6 protein-coding genes are annotated in these 14,428 nt (G+C 60.5%); 4 read left to right on the top strand and 2 right to left on the bottom strand.

Features of this window, described 5'->3' with window-relative positions; translation table 11 throughout:
* Positions 1-3 precede the first annotated feature (3 nt).
* Positions 4-1,272 (top strand): pyoverdine-tailoring periplasmic protein PvdN, encoded by a 1,269-nt coding sequence (locus tag BT204_RS26735; protein WP_072448869.1) that lies wholly within the window; start codon positions 4-6, stop codon positions 1,270-1,272.
* Positions 1,273-1,301: 29 nt separating this feature from the next.
* A complete protein-coding gene (locus tag BT204_RS26740) occupies positions 1,302-2,174 on the top strand; it encodes a dihydropyoverdine dehydrogenase (protein WP_034127738.1) in 873 nt (290 codons plus the stop codon).
* A gap of 132 nt (positions 2,175-2,306) precedes the next feature.
* Here BT204_RS26740 and BT204_RS26745 read toward each other — a convergent pair whose 3' ends face one another.
* Complete coding sequence (locus BT204_RS26745) at positions 2,307-3,134, bottom strand: formyltransferase family protein (RefSeq protein WP_072448871.1); 828 nt, start codon at positions 3,132-3,134, stop codon at positions 2,307-2,309.
* 201 nt (positions 3,135-3,335) lie between these two features.
* Here BT204_RS26745 and BT204_RS26750 point away from each other — a divergent pair, with 201 nt between their 5' ends.
* Together BT204_RS26750 and BT204_RS26755 are read left to right on the top strand one after the other, a co-directional pair.
* Positions 3,336-4,988, top strand: coding sequence for a cyclic peptide export ABC transporter (locus tag BT204_RS26750; protein WP_034127740.1), 1,653 nt, complete (start codon positions 3,336-3,338; stop codon positions 4,986-4,988).
* Between the two features lie 163 nt (positions 4,989-5,151).
* Positions 5,152-7,548: a TonB-dependent siderophore receptor gene (locus BT204_RS26755; protein ID WP_269835541.1), complete on the top strand. Its 2,397-nt coding sequence runs from the start codon at positions 5,152-5,154 to the stop codon at positions 7,546-7,548.
* Between the two features lie 145 nt (positions 7,549-7,693).
* Here BT204_RS26755 and BT204_RS26760 read toward each other — a convergent pair.
* On the bottom strand, positions 7,694-14,428 hold a 6,735-nt coding region (locus tag BT204_RS26760; RefSeq protein ID WP_139271556.1), incomplete at its 5' end, for a non-ribosomal peptide synthetase.

Below are 14,428 nucleotides of genomic sequence, written 5' to 3' on the forward strand. Positions count from 1 at the left end.
TCCATGACCGACCGCCGTACATTTCTCAAGCAGGCCGGCGTCTTTGCCGCGAGCCTGCCGCTGGGCACCGCGTTGCTGCCTCAGGCAGTAGCCGCTGTTACGAACGACCCATGGACGGGATTGAAGCAACTGTTCAACCAGGACCCCAATTACCTGCATTTTTCCAACTTTCTGGTGGCCTCGCACCCCAGGCCCGTGCGCGAGGCCATCGAACGCTACCGCCAACAGATCGACCGCAACCCTGGCCTGGCCATGGACTGGGACCTGCAGGAAACCTGGAAGCGTGAGGGCCAGGTACGCGAGTGGGCCGGCCGCTACCTGAACGCCACGCCAGCGCAGATCGCCCTCACCGGCAGCACGTCCGAAGGGCTGGCGATGATCTATGGCGGGATCAAGGTGCGCGCCGACCAGGAAATCCTGACCACGGTGCATGAGCATTACGCCACCGCGTTCAGCCTGGACTTCCGGGTACGCAAGGAGCAAACCCAGGTTCGTAAGATACGCCTGTTCAAAAACCCCAATCAGGTCTCGGCCGATGAAGTGCTGGGCAACATCCAACGCAACATTCGCCCCAACACCCGCGTGCTGGGCATGACCTGGGTGCAGTCCGGCAGCGGCGTGAAACTGCCCATCGGTGAGATTGGCAAGCTGGTGGACGAACACAACCGCAACCGCGATGAGCCGGACCGCCTGCTTTATATCGTCGATGGTGTGCATGGCTTCGGCGTGGAAGACCTCGACTTCCCCGCTATGCACTGCGACTTCTTCATCGCCGGCACTCACAAATGGATGTTCGGCCCGCGCGGCACCGGCCTGGTATGCGCCCGCGAGACCGAAAACAAATACGTCACACCGATGATTCCGACCTTCTCCGAAGACAAAAACTTCGCCACGACCATGACGCCCGGCGGCTATCACGCCTTCGAACATCGCTGGGCCGCCGACGAAGCCTTCAAGCTGCACCTGCAACTGGGCAAGGCGCCGGTGCAGGCACGCATCCATGCCCTCAACACCGAACTCAAGGACCAACTGCTGGCCCACCCGCAGATCGAACTGGTGACACCGCGCAGCCCCGACCTGTCAGCCGGATTCACTTTCTTTCGGGTCAAGGATCAGAACAGCGATGCCGTCGCGGCCTACCTGATGAAAAACCGCGTGGTGGTGGACGCGGTGGACCGTGACGTTGGCCCGGTGATTCGTACCTCGCCGGGCCTGCTTAACAACTCCGATGAGATCCAGCGCTTCATGACCCTGCTGAGCCAGCGGTTATGACCCCTTTTCCCTTTGAACGAGACGCCTCCATGATGCCATCCCGACTCAAACCGCTCACCGCATTGGCACTCACCGCCCTGTGCGGCGCCCTGCTGCCCGGCCTGGCCCAGGCCGCTGCCCCACAACCGGGCAAGGTCTTCAAAGACTGCAAGGACTGCCCGGAAATGGTGGTGCTTCCCGCCGGCACCTTCACCATGGGTACGCCGGACGACGAAGTGGGCCGCGAGCCTGACGAAGGCCCGATGCACGAGGTGACCTTCGCCAAGCCGTTCGCCATGAGCCGCTTCCATGTCACCGCCGGCGAATGGGACAGCTACGTGCGCCAGACCGGGGTCAAGATCGCCAATGGCGACGACCGCCCCGGCCGCGAATGCATCGCCAGCAAGCCGCGCTATCCCCAGGGGCCACGGCAGCCGGCGGTGTGCATGGACATGGACGACATCAAGCAGTACGTGAGCTGGCTGTCGAAGAAGACCGGGCACACGTACCAGATGGTCAGCGAAGCCCAGCGTGAATACGCCGCCCGCGCCGGCACCACCGGCCCGTTCCCCTTCCCGTTCGACGAAGGCAAGGGCTACAGCATCGCCCAGCACGCCAACACCTACGGCCCGGCGGACGGCTACAGCTATTCGTCGCCCGTGGGCAGCTACCCCCCGAATGCCTTTGGCATGTATGACATGCACGGCAATGTGTATGAGCGGGTGGCTGATTGCGAGCATCCGAACTACGTCGGCGCGCCAACTGATGGCAGCGCCTGGGTGGAGCCCAACTGCGAGGCCTACCAGATTCGCGGCAATGACTGGGGCGAGGCGCCGGTGTTTTCACGCTCGGGCAATCGCAACAACATCTACCCGCAGACGCGCGGGGACTGGATCGGCTTTCGGGTCGTGCGCGAGCTCTAATACCTTGTAGGAGCGAGCTCGCTCGCGAAAAACTCATAGACGCCGCATTTACTCAGGAAGTACCCGTCATCGTTGACGTTTTTCGCGAGCAAGCTCGCTCCTACAAGGTTCGCGCCCGCCTTTGGAGTGTTTTCAGCCTTGTTTGGCCAACAGCTCCAAGCCTTCATGCAGCGCCGGGAACAGGCTGTTGTTGAAGTTGTTCCAGCGCAACTCAAGGATGGTGTCTTCGGGCGAAATCTGGGTCTTGAGCACGTCGTGGAATACCTCTCCCGAGTCGATGCCGTTATCCACGTAGTGGAATGACGCACCGGTCCAATACAACGGCTCGCACGCCTGAGTCGCTTTGGTTGCCCAGTCGGTGATCGCCTGCCCACGTGCGCCGTACAGCGCATTCCAGGTGGCGTACGCCCCACGGCGCTCGTAAGGCGACTCGAGGCGGGTGATGCCCGGATGAATGTTCATGATGCGCCGCGCAAACGTCGCACCCGGGCGCACCAGTTCGTCGAGGATCACCAGCAAACCATCCAGCACCACGATGTCAGCCTTCAACTCCACCAGGGTGTCATGCAGGCGACGCTCGAAATCCTGCTTGCCGGCGACATGTTCGGCGCTGCCTCGTGGCAGGCGACGATAGGTCGACGGCACGCTGAGCAGCAGGTCGTTGACCAACGTGCCCTGCACACGCAAGTCCGCCGGGTACAGCCACTGGCGACCCGGCTGGTAGGCGAAGCCGTAGTCCGCCACCAACTGCTGGTCCCGCGGGTTGTGCTCATCGTCGTCATACACCACGCCTACGAGGTTGTAAGCCTCGCCCAGCGACGTGTCGTTGAGCGAGCCCACCAGAAACTCCAGCACCGATTTCATATAGCGCTCGTGGTCTTTATAGGCCACCGGCTGCCCCGCCTTGTCGGCGGCGGCGTTTCTCAGGGACCAGACATACACCAGGTTCTTTTTCATCATGTGTTTCGCTCTCGCTCAAAGGGCCACGCACGGCATTGATACACGTGCGCCTACAGAACAAGAACGAACCAGGCCCCGGGCAATTTATCGCTCACTGCCACCGCCCGGCATGCCGCGCTAAATAGTCACGCCACAGCTTCGTTTGTCATGGGTAAGGGTCTGTGTGCCCAGCCCCCTCTTTTCACTTTCCGGGAAGTATTTATGACCGACCCCAAGCGCGGCGCCTTCAAAGGTTTGCTCGCATTGCTCAGGCCCTTTCGCACCATCGTGACGGTCTCCGTCGCCCTTGGCATGGCGGGCGGCCTGGCCATTACCTTGCTGTTGGCGACGATTAACAATGCCCTGCATTCGGCGGGGGGGATGACTCAGGGTGTGGTGTTAACCTTCGCCGCGTTGTGCGTGGTGGCGCTGGTCAGCTCGATCATTTCCGACATCGGCACCAACTACGTCGGGCAACGGATCATTGCCGCCCTGCGCAAGGACCTGGGTGAAAAGGTGCTGTCAGCGCCCATCGGGCAGATCGAGCAATATCGCTCTCACCGCCTGATCCCGGTGCTGACCCACGACGTGGACACCATCAGCGACTTTTCCTTTGCCTTCACGCCCCTGGCCATCGCCGCCACCGTTACCCTGGGATGCCTGGGTTACCTGGCTTACCTGTCCGTGCCGATGTTCCTGATGATGGTGGTCGCAATCATCATCGGCAGCGCCGTGCAATTCATCGCGGGCGGCAAAGGCATCCAGGGCTTCGATCTGGCCCGTAGCCACGAAGATGAATTGCAGCGTTACTACAATGCGATTGCTTCGGGAGCCAAGGAACTGCGCATGCACCGTCCGCGGCGGTTTCGCATGAACACCCACCGCATCCAGGAAACCGCAGACCGTATCAGCGATATCCAGGTGCGTTCGGTCAACATCTATATCCTGGCCAAGACCTTTGGCTCGATGTTGTTCTTCGTGGTCATTGGCCTGGCCCTGGCGATGCAGGCCTACAATCCCAACCCCGACCCCACCGTGATTACCGGCTTCGTGCTGGTACTGCTGTATATGAAAGGCCCGCTGGAACACCTGCTGGGCTATTTGCCCGTCGTTGGCAAGGCGAAGATTGCCTTTGGGCGCATCAGCGAACTGTCGGAGCGCTTTTCTTCGCCCGAGCCCCACTTGTTGATGGACGACAGTGAAGCGCCGAAGCCTGTGGTCAACAGCCTCGAACTGCGCGGCGTCAGCTATAGCCCGCCAGCGGTTGAAGGCAGCCAACCGTTCCACCTGGGGCCGATCAACCTGAGCATCAAGCAAGGCGATATCGTGTTTGTCGTGGGCGAGAATGGTAGCGGCAAGACCACCCTGATCAAGCTGCTGCTGGGCCTGTATCCACCTCAGGCGGGTGAGATCCTGCTCAACGGTACAGCGGTGACCGACCCAGAGCGCGACGATTATCGCCAGTTGTTCACCACGGTGTTTTCTGACTATTACTTGTTCGATGACCTGGTACAAGGCAGCGCCACCCAGTCCCTGGACAGCGCCACCAAATACCTTGAGCGCCTGGAAATCGCGCACAAGGTCAGCGTCAAGGACGGCGTGTTCAGCACCACTGACCTGTCCACCGGCCAACGCAAGCGCCTGGCCCTGGTCAATGCCTGGCTGGAAGAGCGCCCGGTACTGGTGTTCGACGAGTGGGCCGCCGACCAGGACCCGGCCTTCCGCCGCATCTTCTACACCGAGCTGCTGCCGGACCTCAAACGCCTGGGCAAGACCATCATCGTGATCAGCCACGATGATCGTTATTTCGACATCGCCGATCATCTGGTGCGCCTGCGCGCCGGTCAGGTGGTGCATGAGATGGAGCCTGCATGAAGTACCGGAATAATTTTTTCCGGTTTTGCGAAGTAGGAACGTCTCACTAGTGGTAATGAGAACCAACCTCAATAAACACTTAGAATTGCCCACTTAAAACATAGAAGAGAAAGCATCCATGCCAGCACGACTCGGTCTCAGCCCCCTGAGCAAAGCGCTATCTATGCGCCGGGCCCTGAACATCAACCTCTTGCCCAGTGCCTTGGCGTTGGCTGTGTCGATGCCGATTGCAGGCTATGTGCAGGCCCAGGAGATCGAGTTGAATATTCCTGCGCAGTCGCTGGGGAGCGCACTGCAGGAATTTGGCCGCCAGACCAATGTACAAGTGCTCTACAGCCCGGGCGATGTGCAGGGCAAGAACAGCCCCGCCGTCAAGGGCAAGATGCAGCCGCAGCAGGCCATAGCTGCATTGCTGGCCGGTAGCCAGACTACCTATAACCTCAACGGCAACACCTTGACCGTCACTGCTGCTGGCAGCGGTGGTGGGCTGGAGCTGAGCCCGACGCAAGTGACCGCCAACTACTTGGGCAACGTCACCGAAGGTTCTGGTTCCTACACGCCTGGCACGATTGCCACGGCTACACGTTTGACGTTGACCCCACGGCAAACTCCGCAGTCGATCACTGTGGTGACTCGCCAGCACATCGAGGATTTTGGCCTCAACAACATGGATGACGTGATGCGCCATACGCCGGGCATCACCGTTTCCGCCTACGACTCCGACCGCACCAACTACTATTCCCGTGGTTTTTCGGTCAATAGTTTCCAGTACGACGGTATTCCATCGACTGTGCGTAACGTCGGCTATTCGGCGGGCAACACCCTGAGCGACATGGCGATCTACGACCGTGTTGAAGTCCTCAAGGGCGCTACCGGCCTGCTCAACGGTGCCGGTTCCCTGGGTGCGACCATCAACTTGATCCGCAAGAAGCCAACCGCGGAATTCAAGGGCCATGTGCAATTGGGGGCGGGTTCCTGGGACAACTACCGCAGCGAAGTGGATGTCAGTGGCCCCTTGACCGACAGCGGCAATATCCGTGGCCGTGCGGTGGCTGCGTATCAGGACAAGAAGTCCTTTATGGACCACTACTCGCGCAAGACCGAAACCTACTACGGCATCACCGAGTTCGACCTGTCTCCCGATACCATGCTGACGGTGGGCTTCGATTACCAGGACAACATTCCGCAGGGTTCCAGTTGGTCCGGCTCCTTCCCGCTGGTCAACTCCAATGGCAGCATCAACAAAATGCCGCGCTCCTACAACAACGGCACCACCTGGAGCTCGTGGGAGCAAAACACGCGTACCGCCTTTGCCATGCTCGAGCATGACCTGGGCGACGGCTGGGTGACCAAATTCCAGCTCGACCACAAGATCAACGGCTACCACGCCGATCTGGGTTCGATCCAATTCGTCCAGCCGGCAGCCGATGGCACCGCTGAGATCAACGGGCAGAAATACACCGGCGAGACCAAGAGCACCTCGGCCGACCTCTACGCCACCGGCCCTTTCAGCCTGTTTGGCCGCGAGCATGAACTGGTGGTGGGCGGCTCGATCGGCACTTCACGCTGGCAAGGCAAGGGGTACTGGTCGCCGGAATGGCCTGGCGGTAACAAGGTCGATTTCTATAACTGGAACGGCCATATCGCCAAGCCTATCTACGGTCCTGCCCAACAGCACATCGACGACACTATCCGTCAAACCGGGTATTACCTGACCGCGCGTTTCAACGTGATTGACGACCTGAACGTGATCCTGGGTGGGCGCGTGGCCAACTATCACGTGACTGGCAACAACCCTTCCTACAAGGAAACCGGGCGGTTCATTCCTTACGCCGGTGTGATCTACGACCTCAATGACAACTTCTCGGTATACGCCAGCTACACCGATATCTTCCAACCTCAGGAAAGCACCTATAAGGACCGTAACGAGAAGCTGCTGGAGCCAGACGAAGGGCAGAACTACGAGTTGGGCCTCAAGGGCGAGTTTTTCGATGGCCGCCTCAACACCAGCATCGCTTACTTCGAAGTGCATGAGACTAATCGCCCCATCTCGGATGACGCCTACAACAACCAGACACCTGCCCCGAACAACTGGGCGTTCAAGAGCTCCAAGGCCGTCACCAAAGGCTACGAAGCGGAAATTTCCGGTGAGTTGAGCCCAGGCTGGCAACTTCAAGGTGGCTACACCCACAAGATCGTACGAGACGAAAACGACAAGAAACTCTCCACCTTCGAACCCGAGCATCAGGTCAACCTGAACACCACCTACAAACTCAAGGGCGACCTGGACAAGTTCACCATCGGTGGCGGTGTACGCTGGCAGACCAAAGGTTGGAACGAGATCTGGAACGGGCCACTTGAGAAAAACCAGGACATCACCCAGGAGTCCTACTGGTTGGTGGATTTGATGACCCGCTACCAGGTCACCAAGAACCTGTCGGCTACCGTCAACTTCAACAACATCTTCGACAAGTCTTACTACACCAACGTGGGCTTCTATAACTCGGCCGCCTACGGTGAGCCACGTAATGTGATGGTCAGCACGCGCTGGGACTTCTGATTCCACGCGTCGATCGATCAAACGCCCGGTGAGCACCCCATGCTCACCGGGCTTTTTTTTGGGCGTGCAGAGATACTGGCGAAGAGGGATTGGAGCATAAAAAAACCCGGACACTGGATCCGGGTTTTTGTGATTGAGCGGCGGCTTACCTCAACGCCTCTACCAAACTGCTGATAAACACCGCGCTGTCGATAATGCCATCATGATCGGTCTCAATCATCACTGAGCGCTCGATGCGCCCTTGGCTGATCACCGTTGCCATTTGCTGCTCGATCAGGTCCTTGAAGCGCCCTGCCCGGCTCATGGACGCCCACCAACAAGTGACGGGCGCCTTGATCGGCTTGAAGTCAGCTTGCAGCAAACGCTCACTGAGTGCCCGGTCAACGTCCCAGGAAATCTGCGCCTCATTGCCACGCAGTAATTCATCCTTGATCACCGTGAAGGCTTCGCCCAAAGACTGTTCAGCCCAATTCACAAATTCCCGCCATTGTCCCGTTTCATCCTCGCTATCCCGTTGGCATTGCTGCCAGGCGTGTTGGATGGACTCGGCGAACTCAGGAAACATAACCCCCAGCAACGCTGCGCGGCGCTCATTGGCTGAGATCTCGCGAGCGTCCTCGACCACCACTGCGTCCCAATAGGGTGTGACCCATTGCGGCGGCGCAGCGTCGATCCAGCCGACAAACTCCACTTCTCGGCCGGCTTGCTCCAGGCCGTAGGCGACCTCCATCGCCAGGTTGCCGCCCAATGACCAGCCACCCACGCGGAACGCGCCTTCGGGTTGGGCCACCAACAATTGCGCGGTGTAGTCCTCGACCATTACCTGCCATTGCGGCACCGTGGCGCCCAATTCGGCCAAGGCACGACACATGACCCCGAACACCGGGCGCTGCTCGCGCAAGGCCAGGGCAATCGCGGTGTAGCAATGCACCGAGCCGAAGCTTGGGTGGAACAGGAACAACGGCGTGCCTTGCGTCTGCTGGTTGAGCTTGACGATCAACGAAGACCGGCTATTGCCCTGCAGGCATTTGACCTGTCCCGCCACAGTAGGGTTAAGCATCAGTTGGCTGACAGACAGGTTCACGCCGCTGACCTTGCGAATTCGCTCCTTGAGCATCAACACTCGCAATGAATGGCCACCGAGCTCGAAGAAGTTGTCGTTGAGCCCTACGCGCTCCACCTCCAGCACCTCGCTCCAGACCGCTGCGATTTGCTGCTCGATCTCGCTAACGGGCGCCTGGAATTGCGCGGCACCGTGAGCCTCTGGCTTGGGCAACGCCTTACGGTCCAGCTTGCCGTTCGGGCTCAACGGCATCTGCGCCAGTACCACCCACTGCGCCGGGACCATGTAGTCGGGCAACTGCTCGGCCAGGTGTGCAACTACCCCTGCCTTCCACTCTTCAAGGGGCTGTTGCAGCACCAGGTAACCCACCAGGTGGGTACCGTCCACCGCCAGCACCGCGGCTTCGCGGACATTGTCGAGCTCCAGCAGGCGCGCTTCGATTTCGCCCAACTCTATGCGCAGGCCGCGCAGTTTGACCTGGTGATCGATGCGCCCGGCATATTCAATCACGCCATCGTCGCGATAACGCGCCAGGTCACCGGTGCGATACAGACGTGTGCCGCTGCCGAACGGGTCGGTCACAAACCGCTCGGCGGTAAGTGCCGCACGGCGGTGATAACCCCGCGCCAAGCCAATACCGCCCAAATACAGTTCGCCCAGCACGCCCACTGGCGCAGGTTCCAGGTTGTCGTCCAGCACGTAGCAGCCCAGGTTGGCAATGGGTCGGCCAATAGGTACGGCGTCGCGACCTTCCTCGACACAGGTCCAATGGGTTACGTCGATAGCGGCTTCGGTAGGGCCGTACAGGTTGTACAAGCCGGCGTGGGGCAATTTGACGAACACCTGTTGCTGGGCATCCGCAGGCAACGCCTCCCCACTGCAAACGATGTGTTGCAGGCTCTGGCATGAAGTAACCGCCGCGTCTTGCAAGAACGCTTGCAACATGGAAGGCACGAAATGCAAGGTGGTGACCTGTTGCTCGTTGATCAGCCGTACCAGCCTGGCTGGATCACGATGATCGCCCGGTGCCGCCACTACCAGACGCGCGCCGGTCATCAGCGGCCAGAAAAACTCCCACACCGACACGTCAAAGCTGAACGGAGTTTTCTGCAACACGCTGTCGTGCGGCGTGAGCCCATATGCCTGTTGCATCCAGCACAGGCGGTTGGTCAGCGCGATATGGCGGTTGCCAGCGCCCTTGGGCTGACCGGTGGAGCCGGAGGTGTAGATCACATAGGCAAGGCTTTCGCCGTGCACCGGGATATTCGGGTTGTGGCTGCTGAAGGTTTCCAGCCAGGTATCGCCACATTCCAGCACCAGGGTTTGTACACCGGCGGGAACCGGCAGTTGCGCCAGTAGATGAGCCTGGGTCAACAGCAGTTGCACACCACTGTCCTGCAGCATGTAGGCCAGGCGATCACGAGGATACTCGGGGTCCAGCGGCACATAAGCGCCACCGGCCTTGAGCACCGCCAACAGGCCAACCACCATCTCCACCGAGCGCTCTGCCGCCAGCCCCACCAGCACATCCGGGCCAACCCCGGCCGCCATCAAGCGATGCGCCAGGCGATTGGCCCGGGCGTTCAACGCGCTGTAACTCAAGGCTTGCCCCGCGAAAATCAAGGCAGGTGCATCCGGTGTACGCAGCACCTGAGCCTCGATCAGCGTGTGGACCGCTTGATCCAGCGGGTAATCCACCGCAGTCGCATTCCAATCATGCAATACCCACTGCCGCTCGGCCTGCGCCACTGAGGGCAACGCGCCAAGGCGTTGACTGCCGTCACTGGCCAGGGCCAGCAGCAACTGCTGGAAGTGCTCGGCCAAGCGCTGGATATGCGCGCCGCTGAAAGCCTGGCGGGAGTAGTTGAACTCCAAGCCCAGTGTCTGGCCTATAGCCAACAACACGGTCAATGGATAGTGGGTCTGTTCCAGGCTGTGCACTGCGCCAAAACGCAGCCCCGACGGTGCCCCCTGCTCCAGCGCCTCAGACACCGGGTAGTTCTCGAACACCAGGATACTGTCGAACAGCGCCTCTCCACCCAGCCCGGCCCAACGCTGGATCTCGAACAGCGGCGTGTGTTCATGCTCACGCAAGCCAACGTTCTGTTGCTGAAGTTGCTCCAGCCAATGGCTGACCGACATTTGCGCATCCGGCGTCGCCACCACCGGCAGCGTGTTAATGAACAAGCCGACCTGCTGTTCAATCCCACGCAGTTCCGCCGGACGCCCTGCTACCGTGGCGCCGAATGCTACGGTGGCTTGCCCGGTGTGGTGATGCAACAGCAACAACCAGGCGCCTTGCACCAGGGTATTGAGGGTCACCTTGTGACGTTGGGCGAAGGCTTTGAGGTGTTCGGTTTGCGCAGCATCCAGGCTCAAGCGATGCTCGCCATTGACCGCCTGGGCCGCATCCACCTCAGTCTCTACGGCACCGGCCAGGCGCGTGGGCGCCTGCAAGTTGACCAGTTGCGCCTGCCAGAACGCCTGGCTGACGGCTTTGTCCTGTGCCTGCAGCCAGCCGATGTAGTCGCGATACCGCCCGGTGGGCGCTGGCAGCGGCTCACCGGCATACTGTTGCAACACCTCGCCGAACAGCTGCGAACCACTCCAGCCATCCATCAAAATATGGTGATTGGTGTAGATCAGGTGGTAGCTCGTCGCCCCCGTGCGTACTAGCGTCAAGCTCAACAGCGGTGCCTGCTCCAGGACAAAACCCTGGGTGCGTGCCGACTCGGCCAGCTCATCCAGGGCCTGGTTGCAGTCCTTACGGGTCTGCCAATCCAACGCCATAAACGGCAGGCGCACCTGCTTGTAGACCACCTGCAAAGGCTGTTCAAGCTCCGCCTGCCAGACAAAACCGCTACGCAGGATCTCGTGGCGTTGCACCGCCACCTGCCAGGCCTGGTGGAAGCGCGCCACATCCAGGCCCTGCACATCAATGCGCATCTGGTTGATGTAGTCACCCGAACCTTCGCCGTACAGCGATTGGAACAGCATGCCTTGCTGCATGGGTGACAATGGGTACAGGTCTTCGACCTCAGCCACGTTCAGTGCCAAGCCATCCAACTGGTCCTGGGACAACCGCGCCAACGGGAAGTCCGACGGCGTCACGCCCTGATGCGCCGACTCACAACAATGATCAATCAGAGCCTTGAGTTCCAAGGCATAGTCGTCGGCCAAGCATTTGACGGTTGCTTCACCGAACATCGCCTGGCTGAAACTCCAGTTCAACTTCAGCTCGCCACCATAGACCTGACCGTTGATTTCCAGCCAGTTGCCCAAAGGTGCCTGCGGGCTTTGCTCGGCACCGCTGGCATCAGCGGTCGGCGTGAACAGTCCTGGCTGTTCGCCGCTGTCGAAGCTGGCATCGAACTGCCCCAGATAGTTGAAGGTGATACGTGGCTGCGGCAAGGCCGCCAACGCCTGTTGCGTTGCGGCATTACCCAGGTAACGCAGGGCACCGAACCCCAGGCCCTTGTCGGGCACGGCTCGCAGCTGCTCCTTGATGCGTTTGAGGGAAGCAGCCAGGGAATCGGCCGGTACCAGTTGCACAGGGTAAAGGCTGGTGAACCAACCGACAGTGCGAGTCAGGTCGATGTCATCGAACAGATCTTCGCGGCCATGACCTTCAAGCCGGATCAACGTCGAAGCCTCGCCGCTCCAGCGCGTAATAACTCGCGCCAGGGCAGTCAACAGCAGGTCATTGATCTGGGTGCGATAGGCACTCGGCGCGTCGTGCAGCAAGCGCCGAGTATAGGTGGCATCCAGGTGTGTGCTCACACTCAGGGCCAGTTGGTTGCTCAGGCTCGCCTGTGGATCGGCGCCCGGCAAACCGACCGGACTGCCCTGCAATTGCGTCTGCCACCAAGCCAGCTCGTGTTGTAACGCCGGACTGTGGGCGTAGGTCTGCAGGCGAGCAGCCCAGACGCGGGTGGCGCTGGTCTTGGCTGGCAGCGTCACAGGGGCGCCTTGGGCCAGTTGCTGATACGTACTTTGCAAGTCTTCAAGCAGGATGCGCCACGACACGCCGTCCACCACCAAGTGATGGATCACCAGCAACAAGCGCTGTGAACCGTCGGCCAACTGCGCCAACACCGCACGCAATAACGGGCCCGCGCCCAGGTCGAGGCTGCGCTGGGCCTCTTCGCCCAAGGCTTCAAGTTCTTCGACGCTGTTCAATGTGGTTTGCCATAGCACTTGTTCAGCCTGGTGCTGATCCGGACCACGGTAGGCCGCGCTCCAGCCCTGTGCGCCCTCGACAAAGGTGCTGCGCAAGGCATCGTGATGCACGATCAATGCCTGCAGTGCGGCCAACAACAGCGGTACCTGCAACGGCTGGTGCGGTTGCAGCACCGCAGATTGGTTCCAGTGATGACGCTGGGGAATCTCATCGGCAAAAAAACTGTGTTGCACTGGCAACAGCAGCAAATCGCCAGTCAGCGGCGACTGATCCATCTGCACCACACCGTCGCCTTCCCTCGCGACCGTCGCCAGGCTCTGCACGGTCTGATGCTGGAACAACTCTTTGGGCGTGAAACGCACACCGGCCTGGCGGGCGCGGCTGACCAGTTGAATCGAAATGATCGAATCGCCGCCCAGTTCGAAAAAATTATCATGCAGGCCCACCTGTGGCAGGCGTAGCACATCGGACCAGATCGCGGCGATCTTCTGCTCCAACTCGCTCTCGGGCGCCACATACACCTGCTGCATCTGGCTCACATCCGGCAGCGGCAAGCCCTTGCGGTCGAGCTTGCCGTTGGGGGTCAGCGGCATACGCTCAAGGAACATCAAATGCGTCGGCACCATGTAGTCCGGCAAGCGGGTTTTCAAGGCGCGCCGCAAGGTTTCGCGACCGTTTGATTGAGCGACAGCATCACCCAGGAGCGTCGGGTCCAGTGGTACGACATAGGCCACCAGTTGTTTGCCGGTCGGCCCCTCCTGGGCCACCACCACGGTTTCACCGACACTGGCTTGCTCACGCAAGCGCGCTTCGATTTCCCCCAGTTCGATACGGAAACCGCGAATCTTCACCTGATGGTCCACACGCCCCAAGTAATCCACCACGCCATCCGGACGCCCGCGGGTCAGGTCGCCGCTGCGATATACGCGACTGCCGGCCTTGCCGAACGGGTCCGGCACGAAGCGTTCGGCGGTTAACGCCGGACGCTCCAGATAACCCCGGGCCACGCCCTCGCCGCCCAGGTACAACTCGCCGGCCACGCCGATAGGTTGCAGGTTCAGTTGAGAGTCGAGCACGTAGCCACTACGGTTACCCAACAACGTGCCAATTGGCGCGTAAACGGCTCCGCAGGGGTCGCCTTTACGTGCCTTCCATAGCAACGGCGTAACCACGGTTTCCGTCGGCCCATAGCCGTTGAACAAGTACTTGGGTCTCAGCGCTCGCCACGCCAGGTCATAGCTGGCTTGAGCAACGGCATCACCACCGAAGCAGTACACCCGCACTGCCGGCGGGTTGCCGTCGCGCTCGGCATGTTCGGCCAACTGTTGCAGGTACACCGGTGGGAACACCGCCATGGTCACGTTGTGGCGATGCATCTGCTCGTAGGTGTATTCCGGCAGCCACAGGCTGTCATCACGGATCAACACGCTGGCGCCGTTGATCAGCGGGTGCATCCAGCCTTCGTGGGAACCGTCGAAGGCGAAGGACATGAAGTGCAGTTCGCAATCGGCCGGTGAGGTCTCATAACGCTCGCCAGTGGCGATGATATGCGCCACCAACGGCCCATGAGCCACCGCCACGCCCTTGGGCAAACCGGTGGAGCCGGAGGTGTAGATCACGTAGGCAAGGTTGTCGCC

Source organism: Pseudomonas sp. NFPP02 (genome assembly GCF_900119355.1).
Lineage (GTDB): Bacteria > Pseudomonadota > Gammaproteobacteria > Pseudomonadales > Pseudomonadaceae > Aquipseudomonas > Aquipseudomonas paracarnis.

Bases quoted from the DNA above. Each gene is read 5' to 3' on its own strand.
- BT204_RS26735 (WP_072448869.1), top strand. From the start codon at position 4: ATGACCGACCGCCGTACATTTCTCAAGCAGGCCGGCGTCTTTGCCGCG.
- BT204_RS26740 (WP_034127738.1), top strand. From the start codon at position 1,302: ATGATGCCATCCCGACTCAAACCGCTCACCGCATTGGCACTCACCGCC.
- BT204_RS26745 (WP_072448871.1), bottom strand. From the start codon at position 3,134: ATGATGAAAAAGAACCTGGTGTATGTCTGGTCCCTGAGAAACGCCGCC.
- BT204_RS26750 (WP_034127740.1), top strand. From the start codon at position 3,336: ATGACCGACCCCAAGCGCGGCGCCTTCAAAGGTTTGCTCGCATTGCTC.
- BT204_RS26755 (WP_269835541.1), top strand. From the start codon at position 5,152: ATGCGCCGGGCCCTGAACATCAACCTCTTGCCCAGTGCCTTGGCGTTG.